The sequence below is a fragment of the Nocardioides dongkuii genome (assembly GCF_014127485.1).
Classification (GTDB): domain Bacteria; phylum Actinomycetota; class Actinomycetes; order Propionibacteriales; family Nocardioidaceae; genus Nocardioides; species Nocardioides dongkuii.
The window spans coordinates 1,892,021-1,911,501 of record NZ_CP059903.1; the positions used below are offsets into that span (position 1 = coordinate 1,892,021).

A 19,481-nucleotide genomic window follows, 5' to 3' on the forward strand; every position below is an offset into this window, starting at 1 on the left:
GATGAGCGACACCGTCCTGCACGTCGGCGGCGCCGCGCCGTACGACGTCGTGGTCGGGCACGGCCTCGCCGGCCGGCTGCCCGAGGTCCTGGGCGAGGCGACCCAGCGGGTCGCGGTGGTCTGCCCCGACGGGCTCGACGACGTCCTCGCCCCCGTGGTCGCCGCGCTCGACGCGGCGTACGACGTGCTGGTGCTGCCGCTGCCGGACGGCGAGGACGCCAAGACCGCCGACGTCGCGGTCCGCTGCTGGGAGGAGCTCGGCCGGGCCGGGTTCACCCGCTCCGACGCCGTCGTGACCGTCGGCGGGGGAGCCACCACCGACGTCGGCGGCTTCGTCGCCGCGACCTGGCTGCGCGGGGTGCGCGTGGTGCACGTGCCGACCACGCTGCTGGGGATGGTCGACGCGGCCGTGGGCGGCAAGACCGGCATCAACACCGGCGCCGGCAAGAACCTGGTCGGCGCCTTCCACGAGCCGGCCGGCGTGCTCTGCGACCTGGCGCTCCTGGAGACGCTGCCCCGCGCCGAGCTGGTCGCCGGGCTGGGCGAGGTCGTCAAGTGCGGGTTCATCGCCGACCCGCGCATCCTCGAGCTGGTCGAGGAGACCGACCCCGACGCGCTCGTCGCCGGCTCGCCGGTGCTGCGCGAGCTGGTCGAGCGCGCGATCCGCGTCAAGATCGACGTCGTGGTCGCCGACCTCAAGGAGACCGGCGGCGACGCCGGGCACCCGGGGCGCGAGGCGCTCAACTACGGGCACACGATGGCGCACGCGATCGAGCGCGCGGAGTCCTACGGCGTCCGGCACGGCGAGGCGGTCGCGATGGGCTGCGTGTACGTCGCCGAGCTCGCCCGGCGCACCGGCCACCTGAGCGACGCGGAGGCGGACCGGCACCGGTCGGCGTTCGCGCGGGTCGGCCTGCCCACGTCGTACGCCGGGGCGTCGTTCGAGGAGCTGCACGCCGCGATGCGGGTCGACAAGAAGTCCCGCGGCTCGCAGCTGCGGTTCGTCGTGCTCGACGGCATCGGGCGGCCGACCGTGCTGGCCGGCCCCGACGAGGCCGACCTGCGCGCGGCCTACGACGTGCTGCGGGGGGCCGCGTCATGAGGGTGCTGGTGCTCAACGGGCCCAACCTCGGGCGGCTGGGCCGCCGCCAGCCGGAGATCTACGGCACGACGACCCACGCCGAGCTCGCCGAGCAGTGCGTGGCCTGGGGGCGCGACCTCGGGCTGGCGGTCGAGGTGCGCCAGACCAACCACGAGGGCGAGCTGATCGACTGGCTCAACGCCGCCGCCGACGACGAGACGCCGGTCGTCCTCAACGCCGCCGCCTGGACCCACTACTCCTACGCGCTGCTCGACGCCTGCGCCCAGCTCGTGGCGCCGCTGGTCGAGGTGCACATCTCCGACCCCCGCCGCCGGCCGGAGGAGTTCCGGCACACCTCCGTGGTCACGGCGTACGCCGTCGAGGTGGTCGCGGGCCACGGGATCGACGGCTACCGGCTGGCGCTGGAGACCCTCGCGCGACTCGGGGGCGGAACCACCTCCTGACCCGCGCCGTCCGACCCGCGACCGACGGACCAGCGAACGAGGGTGGCGGACATGGACGGCAGGACGGACGGCAGCATCACGGTGGGCGTCAAGGGGCTGGTGGTGACCGGGCTGGTGCTGCTCGGGCTCGCGGTGGCCTACCTGCTGGGGGACGCGGGCGGGGGAGCGGCCGCGGACGCAGCACCCGCTCCCGCCACGGCGACCCCGGCGGCAGCGCCCGGCACCGTGACGATGGGCGGGGCCGGCGAGGCGACCGCGGTGCCCGACCAGGTGGAGTTCTCGCTCGCGGTCGGCGCCACGCGACCCTCGCTCGACGAGGCGCTCGACGTCGCCAGCACCACGATGGACCGGGTGCTCGGCCGGCTCTCCGGCTTCGGCGTCCGCAAGGGCGACGTCCAGACCACGGGTCTCTCGATGAACCCGGTCTACGACTACGTCGAGAACGGCCCGCCGGTGCTGCGCGGCTACCGCGTCTCGCAGCGCGCCCAGGTGCTGGTCACCGAGCTCGCCCGCGGCGGCGCCGCGATCTCCGCGGCGGTCGGCGCCGGCGGCAACGGGGTGCGGGTCAGCGACATCCGGCTGGGCATCTCCGATCCGGACGCCGCGCTCGCCCAGGCCCGGCAGGCCGCGGTCGCGGAGGCCACGGCCAAGGCCGAGGAGTACGCCGAGGCCACCGGCCAGGAGCTCGGCGGCGTGGTGACCCTGCGCGAGGTGTCCGCGACCCCGCCGCGGGAGTCCCCGGTCTTCGCGGCGCAGAACCTGGCGGCGTACGACGCGGCCGCCGTGCCCATCCGCGCGGGCAAGGAGGACCTGGCGGTGCGCGTCGAGGTGGTCTGGCGGCTGGCGTGAGCGAGGGGGCCGGGTTTCGCGGGTGCCCGGCCCCCGCCGCTAGACTCGTCTGCTGTTGCCCAGGCACCGGCCGGGCGACGTCCCCGCTCCCGTACCCGAAGGCTGGCCCGCGCGCATGGCAACGACGAACGACCTCAAGAACGGCATGGTCCTCAACATCGACGGCCAGCTCTGGGCCGTGGTGGAGTTCCAGCACGTGAAGCCGGGCAAGGGCCCCGCGTTCGTGCGCACCAAGCTCCGCAACGTGGAGTCGGGCAAGAACGTCGACAAGACCTTCAACGCCGGCACCAAGGTCGAGACCGCCACGGTCGACCGCCGCACGATGCAGTACCTCTACAACGACGGCACCTCGTTCGTCTTCATGGACACCGGCACCTACGACCAGCTCGAGGTCCCGCCGGAGGTCCTCGGCGACGGTGCGAACTTCCTCCTCGAGAACCAGGAGGCGATCGTCGCCACCAACGAGGGCCGGGTGCTCTTCGTCGAGCTGCCCGCCTCCGTCGAGCTCGTGGTCACCTTCACCGAGCCCGGCCTCGCCGGCGACAGCGCCACCGGCCGCACCAAGCCGGCCACCCTGGAGACCGGGCACGAGATCCAGGTGCCGCTCTTCGTCAACCAGGGCGAGAAGGTCAAGGTCGACACCCGCGACTCCTCCTACCTGGGTCGCGTCAAGTCCTGATGGCTGCTCGTTCCAAGGCACGCAAGCGGGCGCTGGACGTCCTCTACGCCTCGGAGATGCGCGGCGAGTCCGCCGTCGACGCCCTCGACCGGGCGATCGCGGACGGCGAGGCGCCGACCAACGACTACACCGCGGTGCTGGTGCGCGGCGTCGTCGAGCGCCAGGCGCGCCTCGACGAGCTGCTCGCGGAGTACTCCGAGGGCTGGACGCTCGCCCGGATGCCGGCGGTCGACCGCAACGTCCTGCGGATCGGCCTCTGGGAGCTGCTGTACGCCGACGACATCCCCGACGCCGTCGCGGTGAGCGAGGCGACCGCCCTGGTGCGCGACCTGTCGACCGACGAGTCGCCGCAGTTCGTCAACGGCGTGCTGGGCAACCTGCTGCGCAACAAGGCGACGCTGAGCCGCTGAGGCTCCGCCCCTCGTGGGTTGAGGTCGTCGTAGGTCGAGTGCCTCGCTGGCGCTCGCTACTCGACCACCGACGGCCGACCACCGAGTCCGGACACAAGCGCCGACTCGGCGTGGGGTGTGTCGGGACGCACGACGCCGGGGTGCGGGTCACGGCGTGGGGGGTGCTTCCGGGGGGTAGAGAGTCGGGCATGGATCTCGCTTCCCGCACCGACGACCTGGGCCGTCAGGCTCACTCCAGCGACTGGCTCGACCACGCGGTCCGGGCCGGGCTCGTCGCCTACGGCGTCGTGCACCTGCTGATCGCCTGGCTCGCCCTCCAGCTCGCGTTCGGCGAGCGCGAGGGGTCGGCGTCCAGCTCCGGTGCGCTCCAGCAGCTGGCCGAGCAGCCGTTCGGCAAGGTGCTGGTCTGGCTGATCGCGCTGGGCATGCTGCTGCTCGTGGTCTGGCGGCTGCTCGAGGCGGCGCTGGGCCACCGCGACGAGGACGGGAGCACCCGGGTCCGCAAGCGGGTCACCTCCGCCGGCAAGGCGGTGCTGTACGGCGCGATCGGCGTCAGCGCGGTCCGGGTCGCGACCGGGTCCGGCTCGTCCGGCGGCGGCAAGAAGTCCGGCACCGACTCGACCACGGCGAAGCTGATGGACCTGCCCGGCGGGCAGGTGATCGTGGTGCTCGTCGGTCTCGCGATCATCGGGTACGGCGGCTACCTGATCGTGAAGGCGTGGACCGAGAAGTTCGCCAAGGAGCTCGACGCGCAGGGCAAGAGCGGCGACTCCGGGTCGGCGTACCTGCTGTTCGGCAAGGTCGGGTACGTCGCCAAGGGCGTCGCAATCGGCATCGTCGGCTCGCTGTTCGTGTACGCCGGGGTGACCCACGAGGCGGACAAGTCCGGCGGCCTGGACCAGGCGCTCCGGGAGGTCCTCGACCAGCCGTTCGGCCCGGTCCTGCTCGGCGCGATCGCGATCGGCATCGGCTGCTACGGGCTGTTCAGCTTCGCCCGGGCGCGACACCTGTCCCGCTGACTCACCTGCCCGCGCCTCGCCGGCGTGGCAGGGTGGGGACATGGAGGAGCAGGTCGATGTCGTGGTCGTCGGGCTCGGCCCCGGCGGCGAGTACGCCGCGCAGAAGATCGCCGAGGCCGGGCTGAGCGTCGTCGGCGTGGAGCGCGCGCTGGTCGGGGGCGAGTGCCCGTTCTACGGCTGCATCCCCTCCAAGATGATCATCCGCGCCGCCGACACCCTCGCCGAGGCCCGGCGGGCCCAGACGCTGGGCGGCGCCGTCGACGTCCATCCCGACTGGGGCCTGGTCGCCACCCGCATCGACAAGCAGGCCACCAACCACTGGGACGACGCCTCGCACACGACCCGGCTCGAGGAGGCGGGGGTGCGGATCGTGCGCGGCCACGGCCGGCTCGACGGTCCCGGTCGGGTGGTCGTCGACGGCACGACGTACGTCGCGGCGCGCGGGGTGGTGCTGAACGCCGGCACCGAGCCCGCCGTGCCCCCGATCGAGGGGCTCGAGGGCACGCCGTACTGGACCAACCGCGAGGTGATGCGGCTGACCACGGCGCCGGAGAGCCTGGTGGTCGTCGGCGGCGGCCCGATCGGCGCGGAGCTCGCGCAGGCGTTCGCGCGGTTCGGGGTCCGGGTGACGCTGCTGGAGGTCGCCGACCGGATCCTCGGCCCGGCCGAGCCGGAGGCGAGCGCGGTGATCGCGGACGTCTTCGAGCGCGAGGGCATCGGGGTGGTCACCGGCGCGCGGATCGAGCGGGTCCGCCACGACGGGAGGTTCCACGTCGACGTCGACGGGCGCACCGTCGAGGCCGACCAGCTGCTGGTCGCCACCGGGCGCCGGACCAACCTGCGCGACGTGGGCCTCGAGACCGTCGGGCTCGACCCGGCCGCGCGGCACGTCGAGGTCGACGAGCGGATGCGCGCCGCGGACCGGCTCTGGGCGGTCGGCGACATCACCGGCAAGGGGGAGTTCACCCACGTCTCGATGTACCAGGGCGCGATCGTCGTCCGGGACGTCCTCGGGCAGGACGGCCCGCCGGCCGACTACCGCGCGCTGAGCTGGGTGACCTTCACCGACCCCGAGGTGGCGGCCGTCGGGATGACTGAGCGGCAGGCGCGCGACGCCGGGCTGCGCGTGGTGACCGGGTACGCCGACGTCGCGCAGTCCACCCGCGGCTGGATCCACCAGGCCGGCAACGAGGGGATCGTCAAGGTGGTCGCGGACGTCGACCGCGGGGTGCTCGTCGGGGCCTCGGTGGTGGCGCCGTACGGCGGCGAGGTGATCGGCCTGCTGGCGACCGCGGTGCACGCCGAGGTGCCGGTGGCGACCCTGCGATCCATGCACTTCGCCTACCCGACCTTCCACCGCACGATCGAGTCCGCCCTGGCCGACCTCGGCGACGTGTGAGCCGGCCCGGATCGGGGAAAGTGGACCCGGACCAGCAGCCCGCACCGAGGAGACCCGAACGCCGATGAGCCAGAGGCCGCACCACGAGGCACCCGACACCTCGGACACCAGCGACCGGCTCTACACGCCGGAGGAGCTCGCGGCGTACGCCGCGAGCCAGGTGCCGCCGACCCGGCCGACCGGCGCGCCCGCGCAGACGCCGGTGTACGGCGGCGACCCGCTGAGCGACCCGGCGTACGGCGCGCGGCCGACGGCGCCGCCCAGCACGCCCCCGCCGAGTGCGCCGCCGGCCGCTGCTCCGCCAGCCGCCGCTCCGCCCGTGGCGCGGCCCGCGACGCCGCCGCCGTCCGCTCCGCCGGTGGGTCCGCCGCCGTCCGCGCCGCCCGCCCGTGCCCACGTCTCGACCTCGCCGGTCGCCCCGCCGCCCGCTCATCCCGCAGCGGCCGGGGCCCCCGGGGCGCCCGTGGCGCCCGGCGAGCAGGGCGACGGGGAGCCGCGCCGGTTCATGAGCGCGACCGACTTCCTCGACCGCCGCGTCGACGACACCGACTTCGGACCCGCGACCTGGGGCTGGCGCGGCCGGGTGCGGCGCTGGACCGGGAACATGGTGCAGCCGCGGATGGGTCCCGCCGAGCTCGAGTTCGAGCAGGACCGCCGCTCCGTGCAGCGCGACTTCGACGGCCCGCGGACGATCGCGTTCATCAACCCCAAGGGCGGGGCGGCCAAGACGACCGGCGTGCTCGCCGCGGGCTACACCTTCGGCACGGTGCGCGGCGGCGGCGTCGTCGCCTGGGACAACAACGAGACCCGCGGCACGCTCGGCATCCGGGGCACCCGCAGCACGCACCGCAACACCACCCGCGAGCTGCTCGAGGACCTCGGCCGGTTCAACGACGTCTACCAGTCGCGGATCGGCGACCTCGGCGCGTTCGTGCGCTCGCAGGGCGACGCGCACTTCGACGTCCTCGCCTCCGACGAGCGTCCCGACGTGACCGGCCAGATCCACGCCGAGGACTTCAACGCCGTGCACAAGCTCCTCGAGCGCTTCTACCGGGTCATCCTGGTCGACACCGGCAACAACATGCGCGCCGAGAACTGGCTCGCCGCCGCCGACGCCGCCGACCTCCTCGTGGTGACCAGCACCGTCCGCGAGGACACCGGCTACAGCGGGCTGTGGATGCTCGACGCGCTGCAGGACGCGGGCTACCAGAACCTCAAGTACAAGACCGTCACCGTGCTCTCCGACCCCTCGCCGCAGGTCGACGGCAAGCTCGCCCACGACCTCGTCGACGTCTACGAGCAGCGCACCCGCGCGGTCTACCGGGTGCCCTACGACCCCGCGCTCGTCGCCGGCTCGATCGTCCCCTACAGCCAGCTCTCCCCGGACACCCGTCGCCAGTGGCTGCGCGCCTGCGCCGGCATGGCGGGGGCGCTCTGACGGACCTCGCGGTTCCCGCCCCGACCGGGGCGGGAACCGCGAGGATGGCTGCATGAGCGTCACCATGAACCGCACCCGGAAGGGTCGCCGGGTCAGCGGCGAGCTGCAGTGGGACGGCACCCGCTGGCGCCGCTGGACCGGACGCCGGTGGGCCCGCGCGGCGTACTCCCTGCGTCCCTCGCGGCTGGAGGTCGCCGAGCCGCTGCACCGTGACCCCGAGGAGAGCGTCGAGACCCGGCAGCGGGTGCTCGGCCTCGCGGTCGAGGACCAGGTGCTCACGAACGGGGCCACGGTCGTCCACGAGGGTCCGTCGGGCGTGGTGCTGTCCTACCGGCGGCGTCCCGCCCATGCCGCCCACGCGATCATGACGCTGCTCACCGGCGGGCTCTGGGCGGTGGTCTGGGCCGCGTGCGCGCTCGGCGAGGCCCGGGACCGGGTGCTCCTCGAGGTCGACCCCTGGGGTCACGTCTGGGCGACGCAGGGCCTCAAGCGCTGACGCTGCCGCTGCCGCCGCCGGGACGTCATACGAGACGGCGGCAATAGCGACCACGTCGTACGACGTCCCGTGGGACGTTATGCGAGACGGCGGCAGTAGCGACCAGGTCGTATGACGTCCGGGGACGGACGGCGCGCGAGGACGGTCAGCTCTTCGCGGCACCCCAGCCGTGCCAGCGGTCGATCTGCATCCACGCGCTGACCCGCGGGCTCTGGCGGTCGGGGTAGGGGCTGCCGCCGTAGTGGGTGCTGAGCCGGTCGATGTCGGTGAGCTCGGTGTCGTCGGCCATCTCGACGATCCGCCCCTGCAGCGAGACGTGGGTGTACCAGTCGGCCTCGTCGAGCACGGTCAGCGAGAGCCGCGGGTCCCGGCGCAGGTGCTGGAGGCGCACGCGGGTGTGGTCCATGTTGAGCAGCACCCGGTCGTCGTCCTCGAGCAGGTACCAGGTCGCCACCGACACGGGCTGGCCGTCCTTCCGGAGGGTCGCGACGACGGACGGGTTCGGCTTGCGGAGCAGGTCGCGGAGCTCGTCGGGGAAGGGCAGCTCGGGCATGGGGGGCTCCTCGGGTCGCGGAGCCCACCGGTGCCCGACCCGACGGGGTGAGAAACCCTCCCCGCGCTCAGCGCAGGAGGACCCGGGTCAGGACGTCGGCCAGCAGCGCGGCGTACTCCTCCGGGCCTCGACCGCGCGAGGAGACGAGGCCGAAGTACTCCGGGCCGTTGAGCGACCAGACGAGGTCGGCCACCTCCTCGTCGGTGAAGTCGTCGCGGAGCTCGCCGGTCGCACGGAGGTCGGCGGCCAGCAGCCGCATGTTCGCGGCGCGCCGCTCGGAGAGCTCGGTCCAGACCGCGGCGCACTCGTCGTCGGTCGCCGCCGCAGACCGGAGCGCGTCGAGCAGGGGAGCGGTCCGGGGGAGCAGGCGGCCCATCGCCTCGGCGTACACCGCGATCTTGGTGCGGGCGTCCGGGGCGGCGCGGACCCGCTGGACGTAGGCGCGCTGACGGACGTCGGACGGCACCGCCCCCTCGCCCAGCACCAGGTCGTGGACGGCGAGCAGCAGCCGGGGCTTGCGGCCCACGCTGGCGTAGACGGTGTCGACCGCGACGCCCGCCGCCCGCGCCACGTCGGCGACCGACGTGCCCGCGTAGCCCCGGGTCGAGAAGAGCTCGTGCGCGGCGACCAGCACCGCCTGCCGGGTGGCCTCGGCCGCCGCCTGGCGCCGGCGCGCGTCGTACGGCCGGGGGTCCCGGGAGGCGGGGGCGGAACCGTTGACAGGGCGGGGCACGCGACTTAGCGTAACAATTGATCCGAAGGTGCTTCGGATCGAATTGAGGAGCAGCCGATGTCCGAGTCCGTCGTCGTCACCCGGCCCGGTGGGGGCCGCGGCACCTGGGCCATGGGGTCGCTGTTCGAGCATCTCCTGGAGGCGCCGCGCGACGCCGTCGGCCTGGGAGTCGCCATGGTCACCCAGCCACCGGGCATCGCGACCCCGCTCCACCAGCACGCCCGGGAGGCCGAGGCCTTCTTCCTGCTCGAGGGCCGGATGTCCTACCGCGCGGGCGACGAGACCCACGAGCTCGATGCGGGCTGCTTCATGTACCTCCCGGCCGGCGTGCCGCACGCGTTCCGGATCCGCGGCGAGGTGCCGGCGCGCTTCCTGGCGCTCACCGCACCCGGTGGCCTGCTCAACCTGTACGACGAGGTCGGCATCCCGGCGACCGAGCTGCGGCTGCCCGGGGCGGACGGGCTCTCGCCCGAGGTGGAGATCCCGCGGTGGGTGGAGGCCGGGCCGCGCTACGGGCTCGAGGTGCTCGGCCCGCCGATCCCGGAGTGAGCCTGCCTGGATTGCGACGGCCCGGCGTCGGTCACCGGTAGGTCATCGGCGACCCAGCCGATCAACCCAGCCGATCGACCCGACCGATCCCAGAGAAGAGGCCCTCGATGCGCGCAGTGACCTACCGCGAGCCCGGTCCGTCGTCCGTCCTGTCGCTCGTCGACCTCGACCTGCCCGAGCCGGGTCCCGGCGAGGTCCGGGTGCGGCTGCTCCGGGCGGGGGTCAACCCCACGGACTGGAAGTTCCGCGCCACCGGCAAGAACGGCCCGTACGACGAGGTCGCGCCGGGCCAGGACGGCTCCGGCGTGGTCGACGCGGTCGGCCCCGGGGTGGTCGGCTTCGCCGAGGGCGACCGGGTGTGGCTGGTGCTGGCGCAGTCCGGCCGCTGGCTCGGCACCGCGGCCGAGTACACGGTCCAGCCGGTCGACCGGGTCGTGCACCTGCCGGTCGGGGCGTCCTACGACCTCGGCGCGGCGCTCGGCGTCCCCGCCGTGACCGCCCACCGCGCCCTCACCGCCGGCGAGGACGTCGAGCGGATCGCGCCGGGCACGATGTCGGGGATGACGGTCCTGGTGGCCGGGGGAGCGGGCGCGGTCGGCACCGCCGCGACGCAGCTCGCGCGCTGGGCGGGCGCGACCGTCTACTCGACGGTGAGCAGCGAGGAGAAGGCCGCGCTGGCGGTCGCCGCGGGCGCGCACGAGACCATCAACTACCGGGTCGCCGACACGGCGGCCGAGGTGCAGGCGATGTGCCCCGAGGGCGTCGACCTGGTGGTCGAGGTCGCGCTCGCGCAGAACGTCGCGCTCGACGTGGCCGTGCTGCGCAACCGCGGCACCATCGCCTACTACGCCGACAACGGCGGCTCCGAGGCCACCGTCCCGGTGCGCGACACCTTCGCGAAGAACCTGCGGCTCCAGGGGCTGCTGCTCTACACGCTGGGCGCGGACCTGCTCGAGATCGCGATCGCCGACGTCAACGCGGCCGTCGACGTCGGCGCGCTGCAGGTCGGCGCGGACTTCGGCGTACCGCTCCACCACTTCCCGCTCGAGCAGACCGCGGCCGCCCACGACGCCGTCGAGCAGGGCACGATCGGGAAGGTGCTGCTGGCCATCGCGGAGGAGTGAGCGGCGGCCCGGCGGCTGGGGTAGGGTCGCGGGCGATCGACATCCTTTAACGAGCCGTCCCGTGAGGCGGAGAAGGAGGTCAAGCGCACTCGTGTGTGCCCAGCCTGCGGCTGCTGACGGCAGCCCCTCCGAGGGCCGCGTGGTCCTCGATGCTCGTGACATCGCCCGAGCACTCACCCGCATCTCCCACGAGATCCTCGAGCGCAACAAGGGCGCCGACGACCTGGTGCTGCTCGGCATCCCGACCCGCGGCGTGCCCCTGGCCGAGCGGATCGCCGAGCGCGTCGCCGCCGTCGAGGGGTACGACGTCCCGGTCGGCTCGCTCGACGTGACGATGTACCGCGACGACCTGCGGATGAAGCCGGCGCGGGCGCTGCTGCCCACCAAGCTCCCGCCGGGCGGCATCGACGGCCGGACCGTGGTGCTCGTCGACGACGTGCTGTTCTCGGGTCGCACCATCCGGGCCGCGCTCGACGCGCTCAACGACCTCGGCCGCCCCCGCGCGGTGCGGCTCGCCGTGCTGGTCGACCGCGGCCACCGCGAGCTGCCGATCCGTGCGGACTTCGTCGGCAAGAACCTCCCCACCTCGCTCGCCGAGCGGGTGCGGGTGACCCTCGCCGGCATCGACGAGGTGGACGCGGTCACGATCTTCGGCGTCCCCCGCGAGGAGGTGGCCCCGTGAAGCGGCACCTGCTCAGCGCGGGCGACCTGACCCGCGACGACGCCGAGCTGGTCCTCAGCACCGCCGCCGAGCTGCGCGAGCTGGCCGACCGGCCGATCAAGAAGCTCCCCGCGCTGCGCGGCCGCACGGTGGTCAACCTGTTCTTCGAGGACTCCACCCGCACCCGGATCTCCTTCGAGGCCGCGGCCAAGCGGCTCTCCGCCGACGTCATCAACTTCTCCGCCAAGGGGTCCAGCCTGTCCAAGGGCGAGAGCCTCAAGGACACGGCGCTGACCCTGGAGGCGATGGGCGCCGACGCGGTCGTGGTGCGCCACGGCGCCAGCGGCGCCCCGCACCGGCTGGCGAACTCCGGCTGGGTGCGCTCCAGCGTGGTGAACGCCGGCGACGGCACCCACGAGCACCCGACCCAGGCGCTGCTCGACGCGTTCACGATGACCCGCCACCTCGGCCGCCTCGACGGCCGGCGGATCGCGATCGTCGGCGACGTCCTGCACAGCCGGGTCGCCCGCTCCAACGCGCTGCTGCTCGCGACCCTGGGCGCCGAGGTGACGCTGGTCGCGCCGCCGACGCTGCTGCCGGTCGGGATCGGGAGCTGGCCGGTGGAGACGTCGTACGACCTGGACGCGGTGATCCCGAAGGCGGACGCGGTGATGATGCTGCGGGTGCAGCGCGAGCGGATGCAGGGCGGGTTCTTCCCGACCGCGCGCGAGTACTCCCGCCGCTACGGCCTGGACGGGCGCCGGATGGCGACCCTGCAGGACCACACGATCGTGATGCACCCCGGCCCGATGGTCCGCGGCATGGAGATCAGCGCCGACGTCGCCGACTCCCCGCGCTCGGTGATCGTCGAGCAGGTCACCAACGGCGTGGCCGTGCGGATGGCCGTCCTGTACCTGCTGCTCGGCGGCAGCGAGCCCGCCGGGTCGACCAGCTCTAGCAACGAGGCGGAATGACCACCTACCTGATCCAGAACGCCGCCGTCCTCGGCGGCGAGCCGACCGACCTGCTGCTCGCCGACGGCGTGGTGCGCGAGATGGGCCCCGGGCTGTCCGCGGACGGCGCCGAGGTCGTCGACGCGACCGGGCTGGTCGCGCTCCCCGGCCTGGTCGACCTGCACACCCACCTGCGCGAGCCCGGCCGCGAGGACGCCGAGACCGTGGAGACCGGCACCCAGGCCGCCGCGATGGGCGGGTTCACCGCGGTCCACGCGATGGCGAACACCGAGCCGGTCGCGGACACCGCCGGGGTCGTCGAGCAGGTCTGGCGGCTCGGCCGCGAGGCCGGCTTCTGCGACGTCTACCCGGTCGGCGCGGTCACCGTGGGCCTGCAGGGCGAGCGGCTGGCCGAGCTCGGCGCGATGGCCGACTCCGCCGCCCGGGTGCGGGTCTTCTCCGACGACGGGAAGTGCGTCAGCGACGCGGTGCTGATGCGCCGGGCGCTGGAGTACGTCAAGGCCTTCGACGGCGTCGTCGCCCAGCACGCCCAGGAGCCCCGGCTCACCGAGGGCGCCCAGATGAACGAGGGCGAGCTCTCCGGCCGGCTCGGGCTGACCGGCTGGCCCGCCGTCGCCGAGGAGGCGATCATCGCGCGCGACTGCCTGCTCGCGGCCCACGTCGGCAGCCGGCTGCACGTGTGCCACGTGTCCACCGCGGGGTCGGTGGAGATCGTGCGCGAGGCCAAGCGCAAGGGCGTGGACGTCACCGCCGAGGCCTGCCCGCACCACCTGATCCTGACCGACGAGCTGGCGGCGACCTACGACCCGATCTACAAGGTGAACCCGCCGCTGCGCACCGCCGCCGACGTCGAGGCGCTGCGGGCCGGGCTCGCCGACGGCACGATCGACATCGTCGCCACCGACCACGCGCCGCACCCGCACGAGGACAAGGACTGCGAGTGGGCGGCCGCGGCGTTCGGCATGCTCGGCCTGGAGACCGCGCTGTCGGTCGTGCAGGCGACGATGGTCGACCCCGGCCTGCTCGACTGGGCCGGCGTCGCGGAGCGGATGTCGTACGCCCCCGCGCGGATCGGCCGGGTCGCCGACCACGGCCGCCCGCTCGAGGTGGGGGCGCCGGCCAACGTCGTGCTCTACGACCCGGCGGCGCGCCGCACGATCGACCCCACAGAGTCCGCCAGCCTGAGCCGGAACACGCCGTACCGCGGGATGGAGCTGCCCGGGCGGGTGGTCGCGACCTTCCTGCGGGGCCGGCCCACGGTCCTGGACGGCAAGCTCGCCTGAGCGGCCGATCCCTTCCGGGGAAGGGATCGGCCGCCGCCGACGTTGGGGACCAGCATGAGCATCGTGCTGTCCGTCCTCGACCTGGCCCCCATCGCGAAGGGGGAGAGCGTCCGCAGCAGCATCGCGGCCAGCGTCGCCCTCGCCCAGCAGGCGGAGGCGAGCGGCTACCGCCGGGTCTGGTACGCCGAGCACCACAACATGCCGCGCATCGCCTCGTCCGCGACCAGCGTGCTGATCGCCCACGTCGGCGCGCACACCTCGACGATCCGCCTCGGCGCCGGCGGCGTGATGCTGCCGAACCACGCGCCGCTGACCATCGCCGAGCAGTTCGGCACCCTCGAGGCGATGTACCCCGGCCGGATCGACCTGGGCCTGGGCCGCGCGCCCGGTTCGGACCAGAACACCATGTACGCCCTGCGCCGCGACCCGTCGTCCTCCGACCGGTTCCCCGAGGACGTCCTGGAGCTCCAGGGCTACCTGACGGGGGAGTCGCGGGTGCCCGGGGTCCAGGCGGTGCCCGGGCGTGACTCGCAGGTGCCGCTCTACATCCTCGGCTCCTCGATGTTCGGCGCGCACCTCGCCGCGCAGCTCGGGCTGCCCTACGCCTTCGCCAGCCACTTCGCGCCGCAGGCGCTGGAGGCGGCCGTCGCGGCGTACCGCCGTGAGTTCCGGCCCTCCGCCCAGCTCGAGGCGCCGTACGTCGTGGCCGGCGTCAACGTGATCGCCGCCGACACCACCGAGGAGGCGCACGAGCACCACGTCGCGATGCGGCGGTCGATGGCCGTCGGGCTCTTCGGCGGGGGCCAGGACCTCTCCGACGTCGAGGCTGACGTGCTGCTGCGCCGGGGTGCCGGCACGCACGTGGACCAGATGTTCACCTACGCCGCGATCGGCACAGCGGACCAGGTCGGCCCCTACCTGCGCGCGTTCGCGGACCGGGTCGGCGCCGACGAGCTGATCACCGCCCACCAGGCTCCGACCACCGAGGCGCGGCTGCGCTCGGTGGAGCTGGCGGCGGAGGCGATGGCGACCGCCCGGGTCTGACCGCCGCGGGTCCGCATGGGGAGGGCCGCCGAGGGGTAGCGTGAGGCTGCTCACACTCTCGGACCGGAGGCCCCATGAGCACCTCGACCACGCTGACCGATCCGCCCGGGTCGCGCGCGGAGCGGGGCCGCCCCTCGCCCCGCTCGATCGCGATCTGGACCGCCGTCGCCCTCGTCGGCGCCGTCTGCTGGGCGGTGCTGGCGCTCAGCCGGGGCGAGGACGTCTCCGCGCTGTGGATCCTGTTCGCGGCGCTGTCGTCGTACGCCATCGCCTACCGCTTCTACTCCCGGTTCATCGCCCGGCGGGTGCTGCGGCTCGACAACAGCCGTGCGACGCCCGCGGAGCGCCTCGGCAACGGCACCGACTTCGAGGTCACCGACCGCCGGGTGCTCTTCGGCCACCACTTCGCGGCCATCGCCGGCGCGGGCCCGCTGGTCGGCCCGGTGCTCGCGGCGCAGATGGGCTACCTGCCGGGCACCGTCTGGATCATCGTCGGCGTCATCTTCGCCGGCGCAGTGCAGGACATGGTCGTCCTGTTCCTCTCGATGCGCCGCGACGGCAAGAGCCTGGGCCAGATGGTCCGCGAGGAGATCGGCGTCGTGGGCGGCATCGCCGCGCTGATCGCGGTGTTCTCGATCATGATCATCATCCTGGCGGTGCTCTCGCTGGTGGTCGTCAACGCGCTCGCCGAGTCGCCCTGGGGCGTCTTCTCGATCGGGCTGACCATCCCGGTCGCGCTGTTCATGGGCTTCTACCTGCGCTTCCTGCGCCCCGGCCGGGTCCTGGAGGTCACCGGCATCGGCGTCGTCCTGCTCCTGCTCGCCATCATCGGCGGCGGGTACGTCGAGGCCTGGGGCCTGGACGGGGCGCTGACGCTGTCCAAGGAGACGCTGACCATCTGCCTGGTGGTCTACGGCTTCATCGCCTCGGTGCTCCCGGTCTGGATGCTCCTCACCCCGCGGGACTACCTCTCGACGTTCATGAAGATCGGCGTGATCCTGCTGCTCGCCGTGGGCCTGGTGCTGGCCCGGCCGTCGCTGCAGAACGAGGCGGTCACGTCGTTCGCGAGCAACGGCGACGGGCCGGTCTTCGCGGGGTCGCTCTTCCCGTTCCTCTTCATCACCATCGCCTGCGGCGCCCTCTCCGGCTTCCACGCCCTGATCGCCTCCGGGACCACCCCGAAGATGATCGAGAAGGAGAGCCACGTCCGGATGATCGGGTACGGCGGGATGCTGATGGAGTCCTTCGTGGCCATCTCGGCGCTGATCGCCGCCTCCGTGATCGACCAGGGCATCTACTTCGCGATGAACGCCCCCGGCGGTGCCACCGGCGGCACGATCGAGGGCGCCGTCGAGTTCGTCAACGGCCTCGGGTTCACCCTGACCCCGGGACAGCTGGAGGCGGCCACGGCCGCGGTCGAGGAGGACCTGGTCTCCCGGACCGGCGGCGCGCCCACCCTCGCGCTGGGCATCGCGACGATCTTCAGCGACGCCTTCGGCGGCGGGGGCGCGGCGTTCTGGTACCACTTCGCGATCATGTTCGAGGCGCTGTTCATCCTCACCGCCGTCGACGCCGGCACCCGGGTGGGCCGGTTCATGCTCCAGGACACCATCGGCAACGTCTGGACGCGGTACGCCGACACCTCCTGGAAGCCCGCCGCCTGGAGCGCCTCCGCCGTGGTCGTCGCCTGCTGGGGCTACATGCTGTACGTCGGGGTCACCGACCCCCTCGGCGGGATCAACCAGCTCTTCCCGCTCTTCGGGATCGCCAACCAGCTGCTCGCCGCGATCGCGCTCACCCTCTGCGTGACGCTCTTCCTCAAGCACGGCTGGGCGAAGTGGGTCTGGGTCCCGGCCGTCCCGCTGGTCTGGGACCTGGTCACCACGATGACCGCGAGCTACCAGAAGGTGTTCTCCTCCGACCCGCTGATCGGCTACTTCGCCCAGGCCGACCGCTACCGCGACGCCCGCGACGCGGGCGAGGTGCTCGCCCCCGCCGCCGACGCCGGGCAGATGGACACCGTGGTCACGAACTCCACCGTGAACGGTGTCCTCCAGGCCGCCTTCGCCGTGCTCGTGCTGGTCATCGTCGCCAACGCCGCCCTCGTGTGGGTCCGGGCGCTGCGGGCGGGCTCGCTCCCGACCACCGAGGTCCCGGCCCAGCCCTCCCACCTGGTCGCGCCGGCCGACTTCCTGGCCACCCCGGAGGAGAAGGAGGCGGTCGCCGCCTGGGAGGCCGAGCGGGAGGCCGACCGGGTGGCGGGCGCCGGCGGCGCGGGGAGCCGGCGGTGACGCGCGTCCTGGCCGGGCTGCGCTGGTACCTCCGCGAGCTGAGCGGGGAGGCCCGGTGGGACGACTACCTCGAGCGCTGCGCCCGCGACGGCACCGCGCCGATGAGCCGCCGCGCGTTCGAGCGGCACCGCGACGACCACCGGGAGCGCTCGACGCAGGGTCGCTGCTGCTAACTGGGTGTGTCCCATGTCCCGGGTATTGAGGCCCGCGAGAAACGCGCTCTCATGCCGATGAGCGCGCTCTCGCCCCTGCGAGGTCACACCGCCAGCTGTAACGCGGTGTCCACCACTCTTCCGCGGTGCTGCAGCACCGCGGGAGAGCAGTGGATACCGCGTTACATGTACGGCTCAGCGCTGAGGCAGCCGTCCGCTCCTTCCACGACTCGCGCGACCGCTTCTGCCGCTGCGCGCGTGCTGCGGTCGTGGGGTTCGCGGAGGTGCGGGTGACTAGCGGTGTTGGCTGGAGTACTGCGGGTAGTACCATCTGGATGGTGCCGTCCGTCGACAAGATCGTCAAGGCGATGCGGGCCAACCCGCAGGGAATCGCCTTCAACGACCTCAGGTCGGTGTGCGAGCTCTACTTCGGGAACCCCGACAGAGCGGCGGCTCCCACCTCGTGTTCAAGACTCCGTGGCCCGGTGACCCGCGGGTGAACATCCAGAACGACAAAGGGAAGGCCAAGGCGTACCAGGTGCGCCAGGTCCTCAAGGCGATCGACAAGAAGGAGGCGATCTGATGCAGACCCAGACCCGAGTGGACGTGTCCCACTACAGCTACCGAGTCACCTGGTCGGCCGAGGACAACGAGTTCGTCGCCACCTGTCTGGAGTTCCCCTCGCTGTCCTGGCTCGCACCCACCCAGATCGAGGCACTCCAGGGACTCGAGGCAGTGCTCAGCGACGTGCTCGTCGACATGGCCGAGCAAGGCGAAAAGGCCCCGGTCCCATTCTCCGAGCGGACGTACTCCGGCACGTTCAACGTCCGCATCGGTCAAGGTCTCCACCGCGACCTCGTCATCCACGCGGCAGAGGACGGCCTGAGCCTCAACCAGTACGTCGTGAAGAAGCTGGCCTCCGGCTGAATCTCCTCAGATGATGCTCGACTTCCAGGACATGGAGCATGTTCACGAGTGACCGCGATGTCATCACCACATCGCGGGTCCCCTGCCGACGTCGGCTCAGTAGCCTCGTTGCCATGTCGACCAAGTCGGAGCGACGAGCCGCCCGCGAGGCGGTTGCCGCCTATCACGAGGCGCAGCTGGCCTCGCTCCTCCAGCGGGTGGGCGAAGCCGCGGACAGTTTCCGCGCCGGCGAACTCGACGCGTTCGAGACTGATCAGATCGTCTTCCAGTACAGCCGGGCGGCGAAGGAGCTCTGGAAGTTCTGCAACCTCGCTGACGTCGAGTTTGCCGCGCAGCTGATTCATGAGGGTCCGCCGCGCGACTGGTGGGACCGTGGTGCACCGAAACGCAGATGAGTCGCTCCTGAGCATCCACCACCGCTTCCATGTCCACGGTGCCGTCGAGGCGCGCTACCGCAGTCCCGACCACAGGGGACACACCCGGTAAGAGCTCAGCCTGCGGTGCGGGCGGTGACCAGCAGGTACTCCCAGTCCAGCTGGGTGACCCCGCCGAACCGGTCCGGCAGGGCGGCGAGCGCGGCGTCGAGCTCGGCGACCCGCTCGGGCTGGTCCGCGATCCCGCGGTACGCCGCGATCGTCGGGCCGTAGCGGGCCTTGAAGTAGTCGCGGAGCTCCGCCCCGGTCGCGAACCTCCGCACGGGCAGCGACCGCCGCTCGGCGACGAGGTCGACGACGCGGTCGCCGAGCAGGCCGCGCACGTGCTCCTCGGAGCCCCACAGCGGCGGCGGCTGCACGCCGGGCGGCGGCGGCGCGACGTACCCCTTCATGGTCGCGAACATCTGGCCGATGTACCCCTCCGGGGTCCACGAGATCAGCCCGATCCGACCGCCGGGGCGGCAGACCCGGACCAGCTCGTCGGCAGCCGCCTGGTGGTGCGGTGCGAACATCACGCCGACGCTCGAGGTGACCACGTCGAAGGTGTGGTCGGCGTACGGCAGCGCCTCGGCGTCGCCCTCGGCCCACTCGACCTCGACGCCCGCGTCGGCAGCGTGCCGCCGCCCCACGTCGAGGAGCTCCGGGGTGAGGTCGGACGCGACGACGCTCGCGCCGGCCGCGGCCGCCGGGACGGCGACGTTCCCGGATCCCGCGGCGACGTCGAGCACGCGGTCGCCGGGCGCGATCCGGCACGCCTCGACGAGGGTCGGGCCGAGGTCCGAGATGATCTCGGCGGCGACGGCCGGGTAGTCGCCGAGGGCCCAGACGGCGCGGTGCTTGGCCTTCAGCGCCCGGTCGGCGGCGAGGTCGGTGGTGGTGCTCATGGTGGTGCTCCTTCGTTCTCGGGGTTGACACCTCCTT

At 73.1% G+C, this 19,481-nt stretch carries 22 protein-coding genes; 19 read left to right on the plus strand and 3 right to left on the minus strand.

What is annotated here, in order from left to right:
• Position 1: 1 nt before the first annotated feature.
• The 9 genes from aroB to H4O22_RS09155 all read left to right on the plus strand — a co-directional run bounded on the left by aroB (position 2) and on the right by H4O22_RS09155 (position 7,835).
• A complete protein-coding gene (gene aroB, locus H4O22_RS09115; protein WP_182526670.1) occupies positions 2-1,102 on the plus strand; it encodes a 3-dehydroquinate synthase in 1,101 nt (366 codons plus the stop codon).
• Positions 1,099-1,545 carry a type II 3-dehydroquinate dehydratase gene (locus H4O22_RS09120; RefSeq protein WP_182526671.1) on the plus strand — a complete coding sequence of 149 codons (447 nt, stop codon included), beginning with the start codon at positions 1,099-1,101 and terminating at the stop codon, positions 1,543-1,545. Before aroB ends, H4O22_RS09120 begins: the two co-directional genes overlap by 4 nt.
• A 51-nt stretch (positions 1,546-1,596) precedes the next feature.
• Entirely contained in the window at positions 1,597-2,394 is a 798-nt protein-coding gene (locus tag H4O22_RS09125; RefSeq protein ID WP_182526672.1) for an SIMPL domain-containing protein, read from the plus strand.
• Positions 2,395-2,509: 115 nt separating this feature from the next.
• A complete protein-coding gene (gene efp, locus H4O22_RS09130; protein WP_182526673.1) occupies positions 2,510-3,073 on the plus strand; it encodes an elongation factor P in 564 nt (187 codons plus the stop codon).
• Positions 3,073-3,483 carry a transcription antitermination factor NusB gene (gene nusB, locus H4O22_RS09135; protein WP_182526674.1) on the plus strand — a complete coding sequence of 137 codons (411 nt, stop codon included), beginning with the start codon at positions 3,073-3,075 and terminating at the stop codon, positions 3,481-3,483. The genes efp and nusB overlap by 1 nt, the downstream gene beginning before the upstream one ends.
• A 188-nt stretch (positions 3,484-3,671) precedes the next feature.
• Positions 3,672-4,502, plus strand: a complete 831-nt coding sequence (locus H4O22_RS09140; protein ID WP_182526675.1) for a DUF1206 domain-containing protein — start codon at positions 3,672-3,674, stop codon at positions 4,500-4,502.
• Positions 4,503-4,542: 40 nt separating this feature from the next.
• Entirely contained in the window at positions 4,543-5,901 is a 1,359-nt protein-coding gene (locus H4O22_RS09145; protein WP_182526676.1) for a dihydrolipoyl dehydrogenase family protein, read from the plus strand.
• 64 nt (positions 5,902-5,965) lie between these two features.
• A complete protein-coding gene (locus tag H4O22_RS09150) occupies positions 5,966-7,339 on the plus strand; it encodes a MinD/ParA family ATP-binding protein (protein WP_182526677.1) in 1,374 nt (457 codons plus the stop codon).
• 52 nt (positions 7,340-7,391) lie between these two features.
• Positions 7,392-7,835, plus strand: a complete 444-nt coding sequence (locus tag H4O22_RS09155) for a hypothetical protein (RefSeq protein ID WP_182526678.1) — start codon at positions 7,392-7,394, stop codon at positions 7,833-7,835.
• A 145-nt stretch (positions 7,836-7,980) separates the two neighbouring features.
• Here the strand turns inward: H4O22_RS09155 and H4O22_RS09160 are convergent, their stop codons facing one another.
• A complete protein-coding gene (locus H4O22_RS09160; protein WP_182526679.1) occupies positions 7,981-8,388 on the minus strand; it encodes a PPOX class F420-dependent oxidoreductase in 408 nt (135 codons plus the stop codon).
• Positions 8,389-8,455: 67 nt separating this feature from the next.
• Positions 8,456-9,121: a TetR/AcrR family transcriptional regulator gene (locus H4O22_RS09165; protein ID WP_244963172.1), complete on the minus strand. Its 666-nt coding sequence runs from the start codon at positions 9,119-9,121 to the stop codon at positions 8,456-8,458.
• A gap of 57 nt (positions 9,122-9,178) precedes the next feature.
• Here H4O22_RS09165 and H4O22_RS09170 point away from each other — a divergent pair, with 57 nt between their 5' ends.
• The 10 genes from H4O22_RS09170 (at position 9,179) to H4O22_RS09220 (ending at position 18,521) form a co-directional block, all read left to right on the plus strand.
• On the plus strand, positions 9,179-9,670 hold the full coding sequence (locus H4O22_RS09170; RefSeq protein WP_227466689.1) for a cupin domain-containing protein: 492 nt from the start codon (positions 9,179-9,181) through the stop codon (positions 9,668-9,670).
• A gap of 107 nt (positions 9,671-9,777) precedes the next feature.
• Positions 9,778-10,794 (plus strand): NADPH:quinone reductase, encoded by a 1,017-nt coding sequence (locus H4O22_RS09175; RefSeq protein WP_182526682.1) that lies wholly within the window; start codon positions 9,778-9,780, stop codon positions 10,792-10,794.
• 91 nt (positions 10,795-10,885) lie between these two features.
• Positions 10,886-11,476: a bifunctional pyr operon transcriptional regulator/uracil phosphoribosyltransferase PyrR gene (gene pyrR / locus H4O22_RS09180; protein WP_182526683.1), complete on the plus strand. Its 591-nt coding sequence runs from the start codon at positions 10,886-10,888 to the stop codon at positions 11,474-11,476.
• Entirely contained in the window at positions 11,473-12,429 is a 957-nt protein-coding gene (locus H4O22_RS09185) for an aspartate carbamoyltransferase catalytic subunit (protein ID WP_182526684.1), read from the plus strand. Before pyrR ends, H4O22_RS09185 begins: the two co-directional genes overlap by 4 nt.
• Complete coding sequence (locus tag H4O22_RS09190) at positions 12,426-13,712, plus strand: dihydroorotase (protein WP_182526685.1); 1,287 nt, start codon at positions 12,426-12,428, stop codon at positions 13,710-13,712. Before H4O22_RS09185 ends, H4O22_RS09190 begins: the two co-directional genes overlap by 4 nt.
• A gap of 54 nt (positions 13,713-13,766) precedes the next feature.
• A complete protein-coding gene (locus H4O22_RS09195; protein ID WP_182526686.1) occupies positions 13,767-14,756 on the plus strand; it encodes an LLM class flavin-dependent oxidoreductase in 990 nt (329 codons plus the stop codon).
• Positions 14,757-14,830: 74 nt separating this feature from the next.
• Complete coding sequence (locus H4O22_RS09200; protein WP_182526687.1) at positions 14,831-17,047, plus strand: carbon starvation CstA family protein; 2,217 nt, start codon at positions 14,831-14,833, stop codon at positions 17,045-17,047.
• A complete protein-coding gene (locus H4O22_RS09205; protein ID WP_182526688.1) occupies positions 17,044-17,220 on the plus strand; it encodes a YbdD/YjiX family protein in 177 nt (58 codons plus the stop codon). Before H4O22_RS09200 ends, H4O22_RS09205 begins: the two co-directional genes overlap by 4 nt.
• Before the next feature lie 561 nt (positions 17,221-17,781).
• Positions 17,782-18,126, plus strand: coding sequence for a type II toxin-antitoxin system HicB family antitoxin (locus H4O22_RS09215; protein ID WP_182526689.1), 345 nt, complete (start codon positions 17,782-17,784; stop codon positions 18,124-18,126).
• 113 nt (positions 18,127-18,239) lie between these two features.
• The gene (locus tag H4O22_RS09220) at positions 18,240-18,521 is read left to right on the plus strand and encodes a hypothetical protein (protein ID WP_182526690.1); all 282 of its coding nucleotides are present in this window, start codon (positions 18,240-18,242) and stop codon (positions 18,519-18,521) included.
• Between the two features lie 95 nt (positions 18,522-18,616).
• Here H4O22_RS09220 and H4O22_RS09225 read toward each other — a convergent pair whose 3' ends face one another.
• Positions 18,617-19,444, minus strand: a complete 828-nt coding sequence (locus H4O22_RS09225; protein WP_182526691.1) for a class I SAM-dependent methyltransferase — start codon at positions 19,442-19,444, stop codon at positions 18,617-18,619.
• Positions 19,445-19,481 lie beyond the last annotated feature (37 nt).